This window comes from Nocardia wallacei (assembly GCF_014466955.1).
Lineage (GTDB): Bacteria > Actinomycetota > Actinomycetes > Mycobacteriales > Mycobacteriaceae > Nocardia > Nocardia wallacei.
The window spans coordinates 6,891,330-6,910,744 of the sequence record NZ_AP023396.1 but is presented as its reverse complement, the minus strand read 5'-3'; the positions used below and the strand labels follow the sequence as shown (position 1 = coordinate 6,910,744).

Annotated in this window: 19 protein-coding genes; 11 read left to right on the top strand and 8 right to left on the bottom strand. The window is 69.4% G+C overall.

The features are described 5' to 3' along the window. Positions 1 to 203: 203 nt before the first annotated feature. From glmM to NWFMUON74_RS31055, 5 genes are all read left to right on the top strand, one after another. Positions 204 to 1,571, top strand: a complete 1,368-nt coding sequence (gene glmM / locus NWFMUON74_RS31075) for a phosphoglucosamine mutase (protein ID WP_187685272.1) — start codon at positions 204 to 206, stop codon at positions 1,569 to 1,571. A gap of 164 nt (positions 1,572 to 1,735) precedes the next feature. Then, positions 1,736 to 2,059 (top strand): hypothetical protein, encoded by a 324-nt coding sequence (locus tag NWFMUON74_RS31070; protein ID WP_187685271.1) that lies wholly within the window; start codon positions 1,736 to 1,738, stop codon positions 2,057 to 2,059. Next, positions 2,056 to 3,384, top strand: coding sequence for a hypothetical protein (locus NWFMUON74_RS31065; protein ID WP_187685270.1), 1,329 nt, complete (start codon positions 2,056 to 2,058; stop codon positions 3,382 to 3,384). Before NWFMUON74_RS31070 ends, NWFMUON74_RS31065 begins: the two co-directional genes overlap by 4 nt. After that, positions 3,371 to 4,348 carry a DUF8176 domain-containing protein gene (locus NWFMUON74_RS31060; RefSeq protein WP_187685269.1) on the top strand — a complete coding sequence of 326 codons (978 nt, stop codon included), beginning with the start codon at positions 3,371 to 3,373 and terminating at the stop codon, positions 4,346 to 4,348. Before NWFMUON74_RS31065 ends, NWFMUON74_RS31060 begins: the two co-directional genes overlap by 14 nt. An 83-nt stretch (positions 4,349 to 4,431) precedes the next feature. After that, complete coding sequence (locus NWFMUON74_RS31055; RefSeq protein WP_232110694.1) at positions 4,432 to 5,115, top strand: class I SAM-dependent methyltransferase; 684 nt, start codon at positions 4,432 to 4,434, stop codon at positions 5,113 to 5,115. Positions 5,116 to 5,198: 83 nt separating this feature from the next. Here NWFMUON74_RS31055 and NWFMUON74_RS31050 read toward each other — a convergent pair whose 3' ends face one another. After that, positions 5,199 to 6,860: an ABC-F family ATP-binding cassette domain-containing protein gene (locus NWFMUON74_RS31050; RefSeq protein ID WP_187685268.1), complete on the bottom strand. Its 1,662-nt coding sequence runs from the start codon at positions 6,858 to 6,860 to the stop codon at positions 5,199 to 5,201. Positions 6,861 to 7,055: 195 nt separating this feature from the next. Here NWFMUON74_RS31050 and NWFMUON74_RS31045 point away from each other — a divergent pair, with 195 nt between their 5' ends. Together NWFMUON74_RS31045 and NWFMUON74_RS31040 are read left to right on the top strand one after the other, a co-directional pair. Further along, positions 7,056 to 7,247, top strand: a complete 192-nt coding sequence (locus tag NWFMUON74_RS31045) for a PspC domain-containing protein (protein WP_187685267.1) — start codon at positions 7,056 to 7,058, stop codon at positions 7,245 to 7,247. 125 nt (positions 7,248 to 7,372) lie between these two features. Beyond that, on the top strand, positions 7,373 to 7,681 hold the full coding sequence (locus NWFMUON74_RS31040; RefSeq protein WP_187685266.1) for a DUF6802 family protein: 309 nt from the start codon (positions 7,373 to 7,375) through the stop codon (positions 7,679 to 7,681). A gap of 42 nt (positions 7,682 to 7,723) precedes the next feature. Here the strand turns inward: NWFMUON74_RS31040 and NWFMUON74_RS31035 are convergent, their stop codons facing one another. The 4 genes from NWFMUON74_RS31035 to NWFMUON74_RS31020 form a co-directional block, all read right to left on the bottom strand. Then, positions 7,724 to 8,095: a hypothetical protein gene (locus tag NWFMUON74_RS31035; protein ID WP_187685265.1), complete on the bottom strand. Its 372-nt coding sequence runs from the start codon at positions 8,093 to 8,095 to the stop codon at positions 7,724 to 7,726. Positions 8,096 to 8,166: 71 nt separating this feature from the next. Beyond that, positions 8,167 to 10,023: a hypothetical protein gene (locus NWFMUON74_RS31030; protein ID WP_187685264.1), complete on the bottom strand. Its 1,857-nt coding sequence runs from the start codon at positions 10,021 to 10,023 to the stop codon at positions 8,167 to 8,169. Next, positions 10,020 to 10,331, bottom strand: coding sequence for a hypothetical protein (locus NWFMUON74_RS31025; RefSeq protein WP_187685263.1), 312 nt, complete (start codon positions 10,329 to 10,331; stop codon positions 10,020 to 10,022). The genes NWFMUON74_RS31030 and NWFMUON74_RS31025 overlap by 4 nt, the downstream gene beginning before the upstream one ends. 392 nt (positions 10,332 to 10,723) lie before the next feature. Further along, positions 10,724 to 11,587 carry a dienelactone hydrolase family protein gene (locus NWFMUON74_RS31020; RefSeq protein ID WP_187685262.1) on the bottom strand — a complete coding sequence of 288 codons (864 nt, stop codon included), beginning with the start codon at positions 11,585 to 11,587 and terminating at the stop codon, positions 10,724 to 10,726. A 194-nt stretch (positions 11,588 to 11,781) separates the two neighbouring features. Between NWFMUON74_RS31020 and glmS the strand changes: the two genes are divergently transcribed. After that, positions 11,782 to 13,650, top strand: coding sequence for a glutamine--fructose-6-phosphate transaminase (isomerizing) (gene glmS / locus NWFMUON74_RS31015; RefSeq protein WP_187685261.1), 1,869 nt, complete (start codon positions 11,782 to 11,784; stop codon positions 13,648 to 13,650). A gap of 400 nt (positions 13,651 to 14,050) precedes the next feature. After that, the gene (locus NWFMUON74_RS31010) at positions 14,051 to 14,611 is read left to right on the top strand and encodes a transglycosylase SLT domain-containing protein (protein ID WP_187685260.1); all 561 of its coding nucleotides are present in this window, start codon (positions 14,051 to 14,053) and stop codon (positions 14,609 to 14,611) included. On the opposite strand, the gene NWFMUON74_RS31005 is transcribed toward NWFMUON74_RS31010, so the two are convergent. Next, on the bottom strand, positions 14,575 to 15,780 hold the full coding sequence (locus NWFMUON74_RS31005; RefSeq protein WP_187685259.1) for an MFS transporter: 1,206 nt from the start codon (positions 15,778 to 15,780) through the stop codon (positions 14,575 to 14,577). The two genes, NWFMUON74_RS31010 and NWFMUON74_RS31005, sit on opposite strands and share 37 nt — an antisense overlap. Positions 15,781 to 15,916: 136 nt before the next feature. Between NWFMUON74_RS31005 and NWFMUON74_RS31000 the strand changes: the two genes are divergently transcribed. Next, positions 15,917 to 16,402, top strand: a complete 486-nt coding sequence (locus NWFMUON74_RS31000) for a MarR family winged helix-turn-helix transcriptional regulator (RefSeq protein WP_187685258.1) — start codon at positions 15,917 to 15,919, stop codon at positions 16,400 to 16,402. A gap of 24 nt (positions 16,403 to 16,426) precedes the next feature. Here the strand turns inward: NWFMUON74_RS31000 and NWFMUON74_RS30995 are convergent, their stop codons facing one another. Further along, positions 16,427 to 16,837, bottom strand: a complete 411-nt coding sequence (locus NWFMUON74_RS30995) for a plastocyanin/azurin family copper-binding protein (protein ID WP_187685257.1) — start codon at positions 16,835 to 16,837, stop codon at positions 16,427 to 16,429. Between the two features lie 99 nt (positions 16,838 to 16,936). Between NWFMUON74_RS30995 and NWFMUON74_RS30990 the strand changes: the two genes are divergently transcribed. Then, complete coding sequence (locus NWFMUON74_RS30990) at positions 16,937 to 18,388, top strand: NAD(P)H-hydrate dehydratase (RefSeq protein ID WP_187685256.1); 1,452 nt, start codon at positions 16,937 to 16,939, stop codon at positions 18,386 to 18,388. Between the two features lie 176 nt (positions 18,389 to 18,564). Here NWFMUON74_RS30990 and NWFMUON74_RS30985 read toward each other — a convergent pair whose 3' ends face one another. After that, positions 18,565 to 19,383, bottom strand: coding sequence for an SDR family oxidoreductase (locus tag NWFMUON74_RS30985; RefSeq protein ID WP_187685255.1), 819 nt, complete (start codon positions 19,381 to 19,383; stop codon positions 18,565 to 18,567). Positions 19,384 to 19,415 lie beyond the last annotated feature (32 nt).

Genomic DNA, 19,415 nt, shown 5'->3' with positions numbered 1-19,415 from the left:
CACGGTGCCGGATCGGGTACGGTCGCTACGTCATTCGTACGAGAGCAGGCGCCCCTCCCGGGCGCCTGCTCTCGTGCTGTATCCAGCCGCGGCGCTTCGCAATCGGCCACGCAGACGGGCAGCCTGCGTGACCATGGAGGTTCCCGCGGACGCGCAACCAAGACCGCGGCCGGGCACCGCGATCAGACATTAGGGGCGAGGGAATGGGACGTTTGTTCGGCACCGACGGAGTCCGTGGGCTTGCCAACGAGTCGTTGAGTCCGGAACTGGCGCTACATGTTTCGGCCGCGGCGGCGCAGGTCCTCGGACGTGGCAAGCGCCGCGCGGTGGCGGTGGTCGGCCGCGATCCGCGCGCCAGCGGCGAGATGCTGGAGGCCGCGGTCACCGCGGGTCTCACCGCCGCCGGGGTGGACGTGCTCTCGGTCGGGGTGCTGCCGACACCGGCGGTCGCCTACCTGACCGCCGCGTACGACGCATGCCTGGGCGTGATGATCTCCGCCTCGCACAATCCGATGCCCGACAACGGCATCAAGATCTTCGCCGCGGGCGGTCACAAGCTCGACGACGCCGTGGAGGACCGCATCGAGGAACTGGTGCGCGAGCAGGCCTTCGTGCGCCCGACCGGGGCGGGGCTGGGCCGCATCCTGAGCCAGTCCGGCGTCGACGGTCACGTGGACGATCACTACAGCCTGCACGGCACCCACGAACGCTATGTCGAGCATCTGGTGGAGGCGACCGGCCGCGACCTGAGCGGGCTGACGGTCGTGGTGGACTGCGCGCACGGCGCGGCCTCCGATGTGGGCCCGGCGGCCTACCGCGAGGCGGGCGCGCGGGTCGTCGCGATCAACGCCGAGCCGAACGGCCTGAACATCAACGACCGCTGCGGCTCCACGCATCTGGACCAGGTCCAGCGCGCGGTCCGTGAGCACGGCGCCGATCTCGGTCTGGCGCACGACGGCGACGCCGACCGCTGCCTGGCCGTCGACGCCGCGGGCGCGGTGGTCGACGGCGACGCGATCATGGCGATCCTCGCGGTGGCCATGCACGAGGCCGGCGAACTCGCCCACGAGACTCTCGTCGCGACCGTGATGAGCAATCTCGGCCTGCACATCGCGATGCGCGAGGCCGGAATCACGGTGCGCACCACCGGCGTCGGCGACCGGTACGTGCTGGAGGAGTTGCGCCGCGGCGGCTACACCCTCGGCGGCGAGCAGTCCGGGCACGTGGTCTTCCCGAAGTTCGGCACCACCGGCGACGGCGTGCTGACGGGTCTGAAGCTGATGGCCCGCATGGCCGAGACCGGCCGCGGCCTCGACGACCTCGCGAGCTTGGTCCGGACCGTACCGCAGGTACTGATCAATGTGCCCGTGTCGGACCGCGCCGCCGTCGCCGCGGCCCCCGAGATCCGCGACGCCGTCACCGAGGCCGAACGCATCCTCGGCGAGTCCGGGCGAGTCCTGCTGCGGCCCAGCGGAACCGAGCAGCTGGTGCGCGTGATGGTCGAGGCCACCGATCCCGATCGGGCCCGCGAGCTCGCCGACGATCTCGCCAAGCGGGTAGCCGCCATCTGAGGGAAGTCGGCGAAAGAGTGCGTGAGCTGCGGTGAGGCGTTAATCTCGAGGGGACGTCCGGCAGCCGTCGGAGGGATCGGGGCGCAAGTCCCGGCGCCGCCACGTATGGTGGACGTCGAATCCTGATGCGACAGCGCAAGCTTGGGTTTCCGTGAGGGGGAACAGTGAACACGCTGAAGCTCGATCCGGCCGCAATGGCCGCATACACCACCATCGCGGATACGGTGTCGCAACAGCTGGCGTCGGCGGCAGCCGTCGCGGAGGGCGCCGTGAACCAGGAGAAGCTGTCGGCCGACCTGGGCCTGCTGGGCGCCGACTTCGCGGCCCGGTTCACCGCGGCGGTCTCCGAGCACGCGCAGGCGTTGTCGACAGCGGGCCAGCTGGTCTCCGCCTACGGCCAGGTCCTGCGCGGTTTCGACACCACGGTGCAGGGCGGCGACGCCGATGCGGCCGCGGCCATGACCCGGACCGGGGAGTCCCTGCCATGAGGCGCCTGCGGAACCGGCCGACGGAGTCCGCCGCGGCTCCCGCGTCCACGCCCGGCCCGTCCGGCGACCCGCCGATCATCGCGCGTCTGGTGGAACCGCTGCTGGCCCTGCGGGCTTCGCTCGGCACCGGCGCCCCCGTCCCCGACGCGACGATCGCCGCCGCGCTGTCCAACGCCTCCGCCCAGGCCGCCGAGACCGAAACGCCGCACCGCGACGGCCTGCACGCCATCGAGTCCAGCATGGTCGGCCGGACCTCCGACGCCGCGGTCCCGGCACTGCGCACCACCCAGACCGAGATCGGTGACATCTCCGACCGCGGCCCGGCCTATCTGGCAGTGCTGTCCGACGCGCAGTCCACGAGTTCCCGCGCGGCCAAGAAGGTCGACGCGATCATCGACGACTTCCGCCGCGATGCCCGCGTCATACTCGACAATGCCAACTCGGCCCCCGACACCGATGCCGTGATCACCCGAGCCACGCAGGCGCTGCGCGAGGCCATCGGCACGGTCACCGCGGCCCGCACCGAGATGGCCGACCACAGCCGCCGCCTGGACGAGATGGGCCCGCTCACGGTGAGCGCGCCCGCCGGGATGACGCAGAACTACGGCACCCAGGCGCAGGGCTGGTCGGCGCCCGGCCAGCCCTCGACGCCCGCGCAGTACTCGACCGTGCCCGGCCAGGTGCCGGGGCAGCCGATGGATCCGGCGCTCGCCGCGCAGCTGCAGTTGCAGCAGCAGCTCATTTCCGCGGGCGTGCAGATCGGCACCACGGCGATCAACGCCGGTGTCGATATCGGCACGCACCTGATCGACAAGATCGCGGAGGTCGGCACGCACGCCATGGACACCGTCGCGGCGTCGGTCGACAAGGCGATCACCGAGGCCATCAACCCCGACGCCGCCGACGGCACCTCGAGCGGCGGCAGCGGGTCGAGCAAATTGTTCGACTTCGGCGGCGGCACCGGGAATTCGGGACAGTCGACGCACTCGGGGGCCGCGCCGGGCGGCGCTGTCATCCCGCCGTCGCAGCATGCCCCGGCCGCTCCCGCCGCGCCGGAGAAGCCCGCGCCCAAACCCGCTCCGATGCCGTCTCCGGTCATTCCGCCGAGCGACCCGGTTCCGCAGGCGTCGGCCCCCGCGCCGAAACCGGCCGCGCCCGAACATGTTCCCGGCGCTACCGGCGGCCTCGCGCTGCCGCCGCCCGCGTCCGGCGATCAGGACCACAAGCCGCGCGGTGAGGGCCAGCTGGGGGTGACCGTTCCGGCGCGCATCGAGGAGACGGTCCCGGCGGCCGTTATCGGCGACTTCGGCGATGACACGATCTGATCCCGGCGCACCGCACCCGGACGACGGCAACCCGTTCGAGCTGGGGCTGCCGATGGTGCGAATGCCGGCCCGCCGGCCGAAGCGACGCCGTCCCGGGCGTCGTGGCGCGCGGCGTCGCCGGCCGCCGCCACCCGACGTCCCCGAGGCGCTACCCATGACCGGCGGTCCTTCCTACCAGTCCGGTGAGTGGGAACAGTGGCTGGATTCCGCGCCGCCGCAACGCGAATCGAGCGTGGTGGTGACGCCGTCCCAGCCGTCCGAGTCGTGGGGCGACGAGCCCGTCGAGGAGGACCGGCCCGCGCTGATTCCGGCGCTCATCGATCGGTCGGGCGGCAATCCCGGCCCGCGGCTGCGGCATCCGCGGCGGCGGCAGGCGGACAATCGCCGCCGCGACAAGGTGGTCGCCGCGCTGATCATGCTGGGGCTTGGCATCGTCGTGGTGTCGATCGTCCTGACGGTCATCCACACCGCCCGGGACCGGACACCGACCACGGACGCTCGGACCACCGCCGCCGCGCAGGCCGTGCCGACCCGTCCGGCCGCCGCCCCGGCCGCGCCCGTTCCCTCCACCGGCCAGCCCGCGACATTCGCCGCTGACGGCTGTGAGCAGCGGCGAACCGCCGATGTGGTGTCCGGCACCGATCCGGGCGGCACCGGCAACGGCCCCGACGCCATCCTCGCCTTCGAACGCGCCTATTACGTGCAGCGTTCCGGCTTCGCGGCCCGCGCCGTCGTCGCCGACGACGCGACTGTGCCCGCGGCCGAACAGATCCAGCGCGGCATCAACCAGGTACCCGTCGGCACCCGCTACTGCGTGCAGATCACCCGGGCGGGCGAGGAGGGCCAGTGGGAAGTCCGCCTGACCCAGCAGACCCCCGACGACCCACCACAGTCGTTCACCCAGACGGTCATCACCAAAACCGTCGCCAACCGGACCTTGATCAGCGCTATCCACGCGGGGTGAGTATCGGTCCGGTCGCGTCACGGGTTCGATCGTGACGGGCTGTCTCGTCACGCAGGCCGGGTCGGGCTGGCATTCTGGGGTGGGTGAGCGCATTCGCCTGGAGCCACAACGCTTTCTATCACCGGTTGCTCATTCGACAGCTGCCACGACCGTGCCATCGTGTCTTGGATGTGGGGTGTGGGGCGGGGGAGTTCGCGGCGGAACTCGCCGAGCGAGCCGACCATGTCGACGCCCTGGACCGTTCCCCGGAGATGATCGACCGCGCGCGAGCGACAGTGCCCGGGAATGTCACCTGCCTCCTCGACGACGTGCTCGAACGGGACCTGCCGGACGCGGGGTACGACGCGATCGTGTCGGTGACGGCGCTGCATCACCTGCCGCTCGAGGACGCGCTGCCCGTCCTGGCCCGCGCCCTGCGACCCGGCGGCGTCCTGGCCGCGGTGGTGCTACCCCGATTCGACCCACGCGAACTGCCGCTCGAGATCGCGGCGGCCCTCGGTCACCGTGTGCTGGCGGTGGTGTTCTTCGCACTGCGCAAACTCACCGGCGAACGCTGGTTCGCCGCCGCCGACGACCCCGCGATGCCGGTCGTATCGAACCCGCCCCTGACCACCCGCGAGGCACGGCGCACAGCACGGTCGGCACTGCCCGGCGCGAGAGTACGCCGAGTCCTGTTCTGGCGTTATCTCCTGCTGTGGCACAAGCCTCCCACCCCACGGCCGAACCCAGGCGCAGAGGAATCCAGCAAGTGCGCCGGAACTGGGTAAGCCGCCCTGTGCCGGTGCGCCGCGCCGAGGCCGCGGTGCATTGCTCCGGACGCGGTGAGCCGTGGTTCAGGCGTACGGTTCGGTCAGCGGTCCTCTGTGAGTAGGCCGCGGTTCATGCGCCACCGGCGGGTGGCGCGGACACTGTCGAGCATCCGGCGGTCGTGGGTGACCAATAGCAGTGTGCCCGTGAAGGATTCGACGGCCTGCTCCAGCTGCTCGATCGCGGGCAGGTCGAGGTGGTTGGTGGGCTCGTCGAGCACGAGCAGGTTCACGCCGCGCGCTTGCAGCAGGGCGAGGGCGGCGCGGGTGCGTTCCCCGGGGGACAGCGTGTCGTTGGCGCGCACCACATGTGGTCCGCGCAGGCCGAACTTCGCGAGCAGGGTGCGGATGTCGGCGTCGGTCCAGTCGGGCACCTCGGCACCGAAAGTATCTGCCAGCGTGGCGTTTCCGCGGAACAGGCCACGAGTCTGATCCACCTCCCCCACGGCGACACCCGAACCCAGCGACGCCGAACCTTCGTCGGGCCGGATCCGGCCCAGCAGCAACGCCAGCAGCGTCGACTTGCCCGACCCGTTGGCGCCGGTCAGCACGATCCGGTCGCCCCAGTCCACCTGTGCCGTCACCGGTCCCAGCGTGAAATCGCCCCGGGTCACCGTGGCGCCGGACACCGTGGCGACCACCGTCCCGCTGCGCGGCGCCGCGGCGATCGACATCCGCAGCTCCCACTCCTTGCGCGGCTCCTCGACCGTGTCCAGTCGCTCGATCCGGCGCAGCGTCTGGCGTACCTTCGAGGCCTGCTTCTCGGTGGATTCCGCGCGCATCTTGCGACCGGCCTTGTCGGAGTCCACTTTTCGTGGGTCGCGCGCCTTGCGGCGGGCATTGCGCACGCCGTGTTCCATCCAGTTGCGCTGCGTCACCGCTCGTGTCTCCAAGGCGGCCTTGGTGTCGGCGTATTCCTCGTACGCCTCGCGGGCGTGCCGGCGGGCGATCTCGCGTTCGGCCAGGTACGCCTCGTAGCCGCCGTCGTAGACGCCCACCTGCTGCTGCGCGAGATCCAGTTCGACGATCCGGTTCACGGTGCGCGCCAAGAACTCTCGGTCGTGGCTGATCACCACCAGCGGCACCCGCACGCCGGTGACGAAGCGCTCCAACCGGTCCAGCCCGTCGAGGTCCAGGTCGTTGGTGGGCTCGTCGAGTAGCAGGATGTCGAAGCGGGACAACAGCACCGAGGCCAGTCCGGCGCGCGCGGCCTGGCCGCCCGACAATGCCGTCATGAGGGTGTCGAGGCCGTCGGGGAGGCTGTCGATCAGGCCCAGGTCGGCCGCGGTCTCCTCGGCGCGCTGTTCCAGGTCGGCGCCGCCGAGCGCCAGCCAGCGCTCCAGCGCGGGGGTGTACTCGTCGCCGGGCGTGTCCGGATCGGCGAGCTGTTCCGCAGCGGCGTCCATAACCTGTTGCGCCGCAGCCACTCCCGTGCGACGGGTCAGGAAGCCCAGGACCGACTCACCCGGCACGCGCTCGGGCTCCTGAGCGAGATAGCCGACCGTCGCGTCCGGTGGGCTCAGCGTGATCTCGCCGGTCGGTGCGCTGCGTTCGGACAGCATCCGCAACAGCGTCGACTTGCCCGCGCCGTTGACTCCGACCAGACCGATCACATCGCCCGGCGCGAGAACCAGATCGAGGTCGCTGAACAGCGTGCGCTCGCCGTGACCGGCCGCCAGGCCGCGGGCGTGCAGGGTGGCGCTCACGGCCGTGCCTCGGTGCACCGGGGCCGCGCGCATCGGGGATTCGGTTCGCTCACCCCGAAGAGTCTGCCGTGCTCCGGGTCGGACCCTGAGTCCGGCCCGGGAAAAATCAGGGTGCGGATAGGTCCGGCGCCCGATGCCACAGGGCCCGGGTCGGCGCAGAGTGGAGACGTAGCGAACGAGAGAAGGAGAACCGACATGACCGCCCCCACCCGCCGCCTCACCCGGTCCCGCAGCAACAAGTGGATCGGCGGCGTCTGCGGCGGCCTCGCCGAATACTTCGGCTGGAACGCCACCGTGGTGCGCCTGCTGTTCGTGCTGTCGTGCCTGCTGCCCGGGCCGCAGTTCATCCTCTACATCATCCTGTGGCTGGTCATCCCGAAGGTCTGACCGCGCACAGTTATCCACAGGGAGCGGGTGCGGCGCGGCCACAGTTATCCACAGCGGGCTGCGCGAGGGGCCCGGCAGATGTCAGGATGGAGCGACATCCGCCGCACGTCCTCGAGGAGCCGCACATGATGACATCGGACGATCTGCCGGGTCTGCACCTGCCGGACGTCGATGCGCACTCCGATCTCGGCGGTCTCGGGCCCGTCGAACTCCACCACCCCACCCAGGACATCGACGCCGACGGCATACCCGACACCGAATCGGTCCAAACCGCCAACGGCACCGACATCTGGACCGACATGGACCACGACGGCGTCGCCGACCACGTCAAGGCAATAGACCGTGACGGCGCCTACGCGGCTTGGGAATTCCACCAGCGTCCGGACGGAACGAGCGAGTGGGTCCGTACAGACAAGGGTGAGTTGGGCAAGTAGGGAGCGCTGCCGCTCGGTTCGCTGTGCCCCTCGCCGGGGGACCTAGCGCAGCCAGGAGTCCGGTGGGCCATAGCCCTCCATCCGGGCTTCGTCCTCATCGGTCCAGTCGGACGGCAGCACATACGCGTTGCGGCCGGGCTGGGATTGCCGCGTCCGCTCGGCAGCCGCGGCTCGTGCTCGCTCGGCGGCGTCGCGTAGCAGCCGATCGCGTTCCTCCCGCGCTTCGCGTGCTGCCGCTTCCTCCGGCGTTTCCGCTTGCGGCTCCGGCTGATTCAACTCCTGCCGAAGCTCGTCGAAGACCGCTGCGCCACCTCGAGTGGTCCGCTCATCGGCCTCGAAGAATTCGCTCTGCACACTGCGGGCCGCTGTCCTGTACTCGGCGAGGATGCGGTCCATCTCGGCCTGGTAGTCCATTACTGGTCACCTATTTCGGTCGACGGCTGCCGGGGGGCGAGCCATCAGGCATCGCCTTGTCTCGGGGCTGTTCACAGTGGGCCCGCTTCCGACAACTCCGCGCCACTGTCGATCGGCTGGGCGGGTGCCGTGACCGGTGGCCCGCTCTGATTGCCCACGGGGCGATAACTGGGTGGCGCCATTGTCGGCGGCGGAGGCTCCTGCGCGGGCGGCGGAGAATGCTGGGCGTTCTGTTCCCCGGTGGCTTTCGGTGGTTGGTCACCGGTGTGCTGCGGCCCTGGGCTCGGGTGCTGCGGTGGTCGCAGACCCTGCGGCGGTTGGTCGGCCGTCTGCCCGTCGCCGTGCCGACCGCCGGGCGGCTGGTCGCCCTGTGCGGGGGACTCACCCGTCGGCGCGTCCGGAGATCGGTCATCGACGGCGATGATCGGTCTGCCCTGCTCGTCCAACCTCAGCTCGTACGTCGCGTGCTGGCCGTCGCCGTCGGTCGTGACCACCTGCAGTTCACCGTTCGGGCCCATCTCGAACTTCAGGTGCTTACCGGCCAGATCGAACTCTGCGGACTGATGCGGTCCCGCAGTCGGGTCGTCGGCCGCCGGATCGCTCGGAACCTGTTGTGCGACATCCTGTAGTGCGAGTACGCCATCGACACCCTGCTGAACGACACCGGACAGGGAGCTGATCCCTTGCGTGGCAAGGTCTCCCAGGGACTGGACGACGCCCGAGAGCTGGCCCAGACCGGATATCACCGAACTGAGGTCAGGTGTGGCTGACGTCGGTGTCGTCGGGTCGGGCGTAGTGCTCGGATCGGTAGTGGAGGGGCCGGGAGTGGACGGGCCCGGGGTTGAGGGTCCCGGTGTGGACGGGCCCGGTGTGGACGGGCCGGGTGTGGACGGGCCGGGTTGGCCGGGAGTGGGAAACGGCGTGGTGTCGTGACTATCGAGCAGGGTGATTACCGGCTTGTACGCCTGACGGATGTAATAGTCGGCGAGCGCGCACTGGTGGACGAAGGCCTTGAACGCCTCCTGGACTGCCGGCCGGAAATGATCGGTCAGCCATTTCTTGCACGCATCGGTGACCGCGTCGTCGGCACCGGCTTCGTTCGCATAGATACCGAGGTGGAACTGACTTTCCGCCACCTCCCGATCGGCCCGCAGGGAATGGGCCGTCCCTTGTCTCGCCGCCACAGTGATGATCGTGCTGACGGGATCCTCGTCACCGAGCCGCATCGCATGCCCAGCGACCGGTAGCTGCTCACTGTCGAACCCGGCGATGAAATTCGCCTTGTCGCTCACGATCTGGAGTAACACTTCCGGAAGGCCGCTCAATGCGGCCGTCACCGCTTGCAGATATTGCGACTGCTGATCGGCGTGGGCATGGAAACCCGCCAGATGATCCTGTGTGGCACTGCCGGATTGACCCTGCCAGTGCTCCGGAACCGCTTGGGCAACTCCGTTCAGCTGCCGTGTGATGTCCGCTGTGGAGGTTTGTGTACCGGTCCCGGTCGATGCCGCCTGGAGCTGGGCCGACAGGGCACGCAGACTGGTGAGGTTCATGCTCCGCTGCTGGTCGTACCATCTGAACTCCAGCCGCCGAATCTCCTCCATGGGCTCGGCCCTGGTTTTGATTGTCTCAGCGGCGATATTTCCCTCGCCCATGTCCAGCGGGGGGATCGCGAACTCGCCGAATCCTTCCAGACCCACATCCCCGCACCGGTGATATCGGATCAGCGCTCGTTCGAACCATTGCAGGCCCGGTGCCCCGGTGTCCAGGAGGCTGTTGACGTCCTGGCCGGTGGCCTTTGTCTTGTCGCTCCAAATCTTCTTGTCGAAGACGTTCGTGCCGTCTTCCTTGAGAAAGCGTTCGAGCGCAGACCGGGTCGACGCCAATCCACTCTCGTAGGCCTGCTGGTACTGCTGCGGGTTGCTCATGCAGTAGCCGAACCCTCGGGTGCCTGACCGAGCCCGTCGGTGTTCTGCTGCTCCTGCGCCTGGATTGCCGTCACCGCTTGACGCATCGCCTCCACCGTGGCACCGGATGCCTGGGACCACGACTGCAGCATTCCGACGATGTTGTCGACGCCCGCGGCGAGCTTCTGCCCTTCGGACTGGTAGTCCTGACCGGCGTGCGTCGCGTCGAAACCGACGTCGGCGATCTGCGTCGCGTGGTTCTGCGTCGCATCGGTGGCTGGCTCCAGCGCTTTCGCCATATTCAATACGGACTGCGGGTCGATCAGCACGGCCCCTCCCTCTCCCGATTCGATCCACCGAGAACCGGCCGCTCAGACCGGCCGCGGTCCTACGATGATGACAGACCGGCCATCGGCCTTGCCAGGCTTGGTACGCGTACCGGAGATCTTTCCCGCCCTGTAGTGCGTCGGCGAGCACCGGCTCGGATTGCGCAGTGCCAGAACAGCTTTGTTCAGCGCGTCGATGTCCGCTCGAATATGTTCCGTCAACTCGTCGCCCTTCGTGACACCTTGCCGCAGAGACATGACTGCCGCAGAGACATGACTGCCGCAGAGACATGACTGCCGCAGAGACATGACTGCGCGACTGTTCGAATGATTCGACGTTCTCGACCGCTCGCCGGTTCCGTGTTCGCCGAAATCGCCCGGTAACGCTGCGTTGCCTACTTCCGTAGCGTCTGGACGGCTTGCAGGAGTTGGAGTTTCGACGGGCGCTCCGGCTGCTCGTCACCGACGGCGTGCGGGTCGACGGGCTGGGTGTGGGGGAGGGAGGCTTCGGGGTCGGCGAAGGGCTGGTAGGTCTTGTCGCCCAGGAGTTGGTAGCTGAGGTAGCCGACGAGGAGGCCGCGGACGGTGCGGTCGGTTCTCGGTTCGTATTTGGCGGCGCCGAGGGCCGCGAGGGCGCGGCGGCCCGAGGCGATGCCGTTGGAAGTGGATTTGTCGACGGTGCGCAGGGCCATGGGGCCGCCCCAGGCGGTAGCGAGGGAAAGCGCGTTGCAGCTGACGGAATCGATGTCCTCGGCGGCGAGGATGAGGGCGGGGGCCTCGATGTCCGGGGCGAGGGATTCCGCGGCGGGGGCCGTCGGCGCGGGGAAGAGCGCGGCGACGGCGGCGACCCGGCGTTGCGCGGCGGCGATCACGGCCGCCCCGGCACCCATCCCGTGCCCGGCCAGCGCCAGTTTGTCGGGGTGCACGCTGATCGAACCGTTGCCCAGCCGCACGCCCGTGCAGATGTCGAGCGTGGTGAGCAGGTCGGTGGCGAGATTCAGGTGGGACGGGATCGGGCCGCGCTCGGTGTCCGGTCCGGCCGCCACGAAACCCCACGACGCGAGATGTTCCAGCAGCTTCCGATAGTTGCCGACACCGGCCAGCCAGCCGTGGCCGAACACCACCGCGGGCAGATTGAGCCCGCTCTCCGGGGTGAACACCACCCCCGGCTGCCCCGCGATACCGAGATTGCCGCGCAGCACCCGATGCGGTCCGGGGGTAGCGAGTTTGCTCAGAAGCGATTTCACAGACGCCGACACGAGGACGAACTTATCGGATGAACGCGCTCTTCCGGCGTTTCAGCGTGTCCATGACACCCCATCGCGCCCGGCGCGCGCGAATATGACGGCTTCCCCGAGGGATCGAGCGCACGTGGTCACCAGCGTATTCCGGCTCACCGATCGGGCCGCCACCCCGTCGCTGCGCCTGGAGCCGCCAAGTACGCTGAGACACCATGTGCGGAATCGTGGGCTACGTCGGGTACCGGGACGCGCTCGGCGTCGTCGTGGACGCGCTGCGCCGCATGGAGTACAGGGGGTACGACTCCGCGGGAGTAGCGATCCTGGACGGCGCGGGCACCATCGCGGTGGAACGCAAGGCCGGTCGGCTGGCCAATCTGGAGGCCGAGCTGACCGAGACGGGCATCGAGCGGTTCCTGGGCAGCACCGGCATGGGTCACACCCGCTGGGCCACTCACGGCGCTCCGACCGACCGCAACGCGCATCCGCATCGCGACGTCACCGGCAAGGTCGCGGTGGTGCACAACGGCATCATCGAGAACTTCGCCCCGTTGCGCGGCGAACTCGAGGACGCCGGTGTGGAACTGCGCAGCGACACCGACACCGAGGTCGCGGTGCACCTGGTGGCGCGGGCCTACGCCGCCGGGCCCACCGCGGGCGATTTCGTCGGCAGCGCGCTGGCCGTGCTGCGCCGGTTGGAGGGCGCGTTCACACTGGTCTTCACCCACGCCGACCATCCCGGCACGATCGTGGCCGCGCGCCGCTCGACGCCGCTGGTGGTGGGCGTCGGCAAGGGCGAGATGTTCATCGCCTCCGACGTGACCGCCTTCATCGAGCACACCCGCGAGGCCGTCGAATTGGGGCAGAACCAGGCGGTGGTGATCACCGCCGACTCCTACGAGGTCACCGACTTCGACGGCAACACCGACGGCGTGCGCACCCGCCCCTTCACCATCGACTGGGATCTGGCCGCGGCCGAGAAGGGCGGCCACGACTACTTCATGCTCAAGGAGATCGAGGAGCAGCCCGCCGGCGTCGCCGAAACCCTGATCGGGCATTTCGCCAACGGCCGCATCCTGCTCGACGAGCAGCGCCTGGCCGAACAGGAGTTGCGCGAGTTCGACAAGGTCTTCGTGGTCGCCTGTGGCAGTTCGTATCACGCGGGCCTGCTGGCCAAGTACGCGATCGAGCACTGGACAAGGGTGCCGGTCGAGGTGGAACTGGCCAGCGAATTCCGTTACCGCGACCCGGTGCTGGACCGCTCGACACTGGTGGTCGCGATCTCCCAGTCCGGCGAGACCGCCGACACGCTGGAGGCCGTGCGGCACGCCAAGGAACAGAAGGCCCGCGTGCTGGCCATCTGCAACACCAACGGCGCGCAGATCCCGCGCGAATCCGACGCCGTGGTCTACACCCGCACCGGTCCCGAGATCGGGGTGGCGTCCACCAAGGCATTCCTGGCCCAGATCACCGCCAACTACCTGGTGGGTCTCGCCCTCGCGCAGGCGCGTGGCACCAAGTATCCCGACGAGGTCGCCCGCGAGTTCGGCGAACTCGAGGCGATGCCGAAGCTGGTGGCGCGGGTCCTGGAAACCGCGCCGCAGGTGCGGGCCATCGCCCGGCAGTTCGCGCAGGTGCCGACGGTGCTGTTCCTCGGCCGCCACGTCGGTTATCCGGTGGCGCTGGAGGGCGCGCTGAAACTGAAGGAATTGGCTTACATGCACGCCGAGGGCTTCGCGGCCGGTGAACTCAAGCACGGCCCGATCGCGCTGATCGAGGAGGGCCTGCCGGTGATCGTGGTGATGCCGTCGCCGAAGGGCCGGGCGGTGCTGCACTCCAAGCTGCTCAGCAATATCCGCGAGATTCAGGCGCGGGGCGCGCGCACCATCGTGATCGCCGAGGAGGGCGACGACACGGTGCGGCCGTTCGCCGATCACCTGATCGAGATCCCCGCTGCGCCAACACTTTTCCAGCCGCTGCTGTCGACCGTTCCGCTGCAGGTGTTCGCCGCGGAGGTGGCGCAGGCGCGGGGCTACGACATCGACAAGCCGCGGAATCTGGCCAAGTCTGTCACGGTCGAATAGCCGACGGGCACTGCCTGGCAACCGCGCGGCAGTGCCGAATCTGTGATGTGGCCGAGGTCTCGGTCGGTGCAGGTCGAAGGAATTCTCTCAGGACAATAGAACGCAGAGTTCACTGCTGGTTCAGATTGCGTTCACCTTTCGCAATCAGTCTGTGATGTGCCAGAGAACGGACCGCAAGTCTGTTTCTCGCGTGCGGTGATCGCGCTCCCGCGTATGCCCGCCGCCACGGCCCCGCCTCGGTCGCCGGCTTCCGGCCGGCGCGCGGTGCACCGCGCCCTGTTCGCGGACAACTGAATCTTCAAATCCCACAACGCAAGTCATAAAAGAAACCAGCGCACACCCAGGACACCGGTAGCCAGGGGCCCGGTGTGGTACTGCCGCGCTGTCGGAGCCCGTCACCATGCATTTACGAAAACTGTTACCGCTGGCCGCCTTCGCCGCCGTCGTGGCCGTCCCCGCGCAGGCCGCCGCCGAGACTCCGATCGCGGGCGTGCCGCCCGAGCTGCAGGGACCCGCACAGCAGGTGCAGCAGCAGGCCGCGCAGTGGCAGCGGCAACTGCCGCAGGCGCAGCAGGACCAGCTGCAGCAGTTCATCCAGCCGATGCCGCAGCCGATCCCGCAACTGCTGCCGCCGATCTTCTCGGACGACCTCGACGGCTGGATCCGCAACGCCCTGCACATTCTCGGTCAGCACGGCATTCCGGCCAGCTACGACGGCATCTACCGCAACGTCATGCGGGAATCGGGCGGCAACCCGGCCGCGATCAATCTGTACGACTCCAATGCCGCGGCCGGTATCCCGTCCAAGGGGCTCATGCAGGTCATCGATCCGACCTTCGCGGCATTCCATGTCGACGGTACGTCCTGGGACATCTTCGACCCGGTCGCCAATATCGCCGCGGCCTGCAATTACGCGGCGAACCGCTACGGTTCCATCGACAACGTCTTCTCGGCGTACTGACCTGCGGGGACAAGTGGTTTCGCGGTCGAGCGCCGTTCCAGCGCGCCCGACAGCACGGCCAGTCCCAGCGCGCTGCCGGACAGCAGCACCCCGACCCAGTTGGGTGCGGTGTAGCCGAAGCCCGCGGCGATGACCAGCCCGCCCAGCCACGCGGCCAGCGCGTTGCCGAGGTTGAACGCGCCGATGTTGAGCGCCGAGGCCAGCGTGGGCGCGCCGGCGGACTGGTCGAGCACTCGTTTCTGTAGCGGCGGCACGGTCGCGAAGCCGAGCGCGCCGATGAGCAGCACGGTGATTCCGGCGGCGATCTTGTTGTGCGCGGTCAGGGTGAACAGGCCGAGTACGACGGCCAGCGTCGCGAGCGTGAGATACAGCATCGGCATCAGGTGCCGGTCGGCGTAGCGGCCGCCGATCAGATTGCCGATGAGGAAGCCCAGGCCGAACAGCACCATGATCCAGGTGACCGTGCCCTCGGCGAAACCGGTGACCTCGGTCATCATCGGCGCGAGATAGGTGATCGCGGCGAAGACGCCGCCGAATCCGAGCACGGTCATGGCCATTGCCAGCAGCACCTGGGGATTCCGCAGCACGGCCAGTTCGTGCCGCAGCCGGGCGTCGCGGGGCGCGGGGCGGTCGGGCACGAGCGCGAGCACACCCGCGAAGGCGATCGCGCCGACGACGGCGACCAGTGTGAAGGCCAGCCGCCATCCGAAGTGCTGGCCGAGCAGGGTGCTCAGCGGCACGCCGATCACGGTGGCGACGGTGAGTCCGGTGAACATGATCGCGATCGCCCCGGCCCGGCGCTCCGGGCCGACCAGGGTGCCCGCGACGACCGCTCCGATGCCGAAGAACGCGCCGTGCGCCAGCGAGGCGACGATGCGCCCGGTCAGCATCAGCCCGAAGGTAGGGGCCAGTGCCGAGAGCGCGTTGCCCGCGATGAGCAGCGACAGGCTCACCAGCAGCATGCGTTTGCGTGAGACCCGGGTGCCGAGCCCGGTCATGATCGGCGCCCCGGCCAGGACGCCGAGGGCGTACCCGGTGACCAGCCAGCCCGCGGTCGGGATGGTGACGGAGTAACTGTCGGCAATGCCCGGGAGCAGGCCGACCACGATGAATTCGGTGGTGCCGATGGCGAATGCCCCGAGCGTCAGGGCGAACAGTGCGAGCGGCATGGCCGCGGCCTCCCAGCGATATTGCGAGCGAGCATTACAGGCGTAGACAATAATTGCACACGCTGGTTAATTGCAAGAGCTGGCTATTGCGCTCGGTGGCTATCCTGGTGGGACACCCCGCACTCAGGAGGAACCCATGACAGCGGATGCCGCGCTGACCGGCCTGGCGGATGGCTGGTGCGCGCTGTCGGTGCTGCACGACCGGATCGAGGCGCACCTCGAACGCGCGTTGCAGGCCCATGAACTGAGCGTCCGCGAGTATTCGGTGCTCACGGTGCTCAGCCGCCAGCACGACGGACCGGGTGGGCACCTGCGGATGAACCAGGTGGCCGACTCGGTGGCGCTGAGCCAGAGCGCGACGACCCGCCTGGTCACCCGGCTGGAGGACCGCGGCCTGCTACAGCGCTATCTCTGCCCCGACGACCGACGCGGCATCTATACCGACGTCACGGCGACCGGCCTCGAGCTGCTCGACAGCGCGCGCCCCGATTACGACGACGCGCTGGCGGGCGCACTGCGTCAGGCCGCCGCCGACCCGGAATTGGCCCCGCTGGTCGGCGCGGTGCAGGCGCTCAACACCTCCGCGCCGGGAACGCGGTCGCGCGAATACCGCCCTGCCTGAACGACTTCCGGTGGCGACTCGCCGCTACTGGACGGTGACGGTGCCGCGCATGTCGGGGTGCAGGGGGCACAGGTAGCGGTATGTGCCGGGAGTCGTGAAGGTGTGGCTCCACTCGCCGTCACGGAAGATCGGGCTGTTCAGACCCATGGCCGCATCACCGATGCCTTGCACCGCGTGCGGGGCCGAATCGGAGAACTTCCAGGTCACGGTGCCACCGACGGCGATCGTGACCGACGACGGCGAGAACTTCATGTTGTCGACCCGGACCGTCACCGCCGACTGCGGCGCGTCCGTCGTGGGAGCCGCCGAGCCCGACGATGCGGATGCCGAGGGACCCGTCGTGTTCTCCGAGCCACCCGAACCGCACCCGGCCAGCAGCACAGCCGCCGCGGCGAGCATGGTGACCAGTACACGCGCGGAGGTAGCAGTCGACATGCGGGACAGCGTAGTAGCCGTGGTCGGCGGGCGTACTCTGCACTCGTTGCGGATTACCGAGTCGGCTCGCACGAGGCGGCGGGCAGGTAGGAGGCGAGCATGACCGCACCGACGGTCCGCGGGTACTTCACCGCCGACGAAGTGCGGGCGGCGGAGGCGGAGCTGTTCGAGCGCGTCGCCGACGGAGTGCCGATGCGGCGGGCGGCCCATGGGCTGGCCGATGTCGTCGCCGCCGAACTGCGTGAGCGGACCGGAGGCGTCGCCGGACGTGCGGTGACACTGCTGGTGGGATCCGGTGACAACGGTGGTGACGCACTGTGGGCCGGATCCATGCTGCGCCGTCGCGGTGTCGCCGTGTCGGCGGTGCTGCTCGCGCCGGAACGGACGCACGCGAAAGGGTTGGCCGCTCTGCGCCGTACCGGTGGTCGGATTCGCGACGACCTGGGCGAGCCGGACCTGGTGGTCGACGGCATCGTCGGTATCTCGGGTCGCGGTGCACTGCGTCCGCGGGCCGCCGAACTGGTTGCGGCCGTGCGGGTTCCGATCATCGCCGCGGACCTGCCCAGCGGTGTCGACCCGAACACCGGGGCCGTCGACGGTCCGGCGGTGCGTGCCGACGTGACGGTCGCGTTCGGCGCGTACAAACCGGTGCACGCGCTGGCCGCTTCCCGGTGCGGCCGCATCGAACTGGTGCCGATCGGCCTGACCCTGCCGGAGCCGAATCTGGCCGCACTCGAACCCTTCTCGATCGGTGCGGCATGGCCGGTGCCCGACGCGCTGGACGACAAGTACAGCCAGGGCGTGGTCGGTGTCTGCGCGGGCAGTGCGCGGTATCCGGGTGCGGCGGTACTGTCCACCGGCGGCGCGGTGGCCGCGACCTCCGGCATGGTTAGGTACGCCGGGACCGGAGCCGCCGAGGTGCTCGCCCACTTCCCGGAAGTCATTGCAGCGCAATCAGTTTCGGAGACAGGCCGGGTGCAGGCATGGGTGTTCGGGCCCGGCGCGGGCACCGACGCCGCCGCTCGCGAGCGGTTCACGGAAATCCTCGCCACCGACCTGCCGGTGGTCGTGGACGCCGACGGACTCACCCTCCTGGCCGACGACCCGTCTCCGGTCACCGATCGGAGCGCGCCCGTCGTCCTCACCCCGCACGCCGGGGAATTCGCGCGTCTCACCGGTCGCGAGCCGGGCCCGGACCGGGTGGCGGCGGTCCGCGAACTCGCCGAGGAATGGCGGGTCACCGTGCTGCTGAAGGGACGCGCCACCCTCGTCGCGAGCCCCGGATGCCCGGTCCACGTCAACGAGGCGGGCGGATCCTGGGCGGCCACCGCGGGGTCCGGTGACGTGCTCTCCGGCATCCTCGGCGCCCTCCTGGCCACCGGTCGTGCCCCGTCCTGGGCCGCGGCCGCCGCCGCCCGCGTTCACTCCCTGGCCGCCAACCTCGCAGCCCACGCCCACGGCCCCGCCGCCGCCCCGATCTCCGCCACCCCCCTCCTGCACCACATCCGCCCAGCCATCCAGACCCTCCGCGCCCTAGCCGAATCCCCCTGAGCAGCTTGGCTTCCCGGCCGCAGCGCTATGCACTACTCGAGCCGCACAACGCCCGTGCTTCGCACCATAGGGCTGCGTGTTGCTAGGGCGGTGGTGTGGGCCGCGGGTCGAGAGCCTGGGTGCGCGGCAACCGAGTGCCTTTCGGACCACTGGGCTGCCCGGATGAGTGTGGGCGGTCAGTTGCCTTGGGCGGCTGCGGCGATCGGTTGCCACTCGCGCCATTGGGTCAGGCGGGACTCGTAGTCGGCGGTCGCTATGCCGAGTGGGGCTTCGCCCAGGAACAAGCGCAGCGGTGGCTGGTCGGCATCTACGACCGTGAGGATCGCGGTTCGGGTGGCGGTGGGCTCGCCGCCGTGCTGGCCCGCGCGGGCGCGGTTGCGGGCCTCGCGAACCTCGTCGTAGGCCGGGTTCGGGGTGCTGTGGCGGGCGGACGGACCGGACCAGTCGGTGTCGAATCCGCCCGGTTCGATCAGCGTCACGTGGATGCCGAACGGCGCTACTTCCCGCGCCAGCGCTTGTGAGAAGCCCTCCAGCGCCCACTTCGACGCGTGGTAGGCGCCGAGGTTCGGGAACGCGCTGATGCCGCCGATGCTCGACACCTGGATGATGTGTCCGCTGCTCTGCGCCCGCAGGATCGGCAGCGCGGCCTGCGTCACCCACAGCGCGCCGAACACATTGGTCTCCAGCTGCGCGCGAATCTCGTCCTCGGTCAGTTCCTCGATCATGCCGAACTGGCCGTAACCGGCGTTGTTCACGACGACGTCGAGCCGCCCGAAGTGCTGCGCGGCCTGCTGCACGGCGGCGAAATCACCGGATCGGTCGGTCACGTCCAGCCGGATCGGCAGGAATGTGTCGGGGTATTCGGAGACGATCTCGTCCAGGGTGGTCAGATCGCGGGCGGTACCGGCGACGCGGTCGCCTCGATCGAGTGCCGCGAGGGCCCATTCGCGGCCGAAGCCGCGCGATACGCCGGTGATGAACCAAATCTTGTGCATGTGTTTTCTGCCTCCGCTTCGCTGCTGCGTGT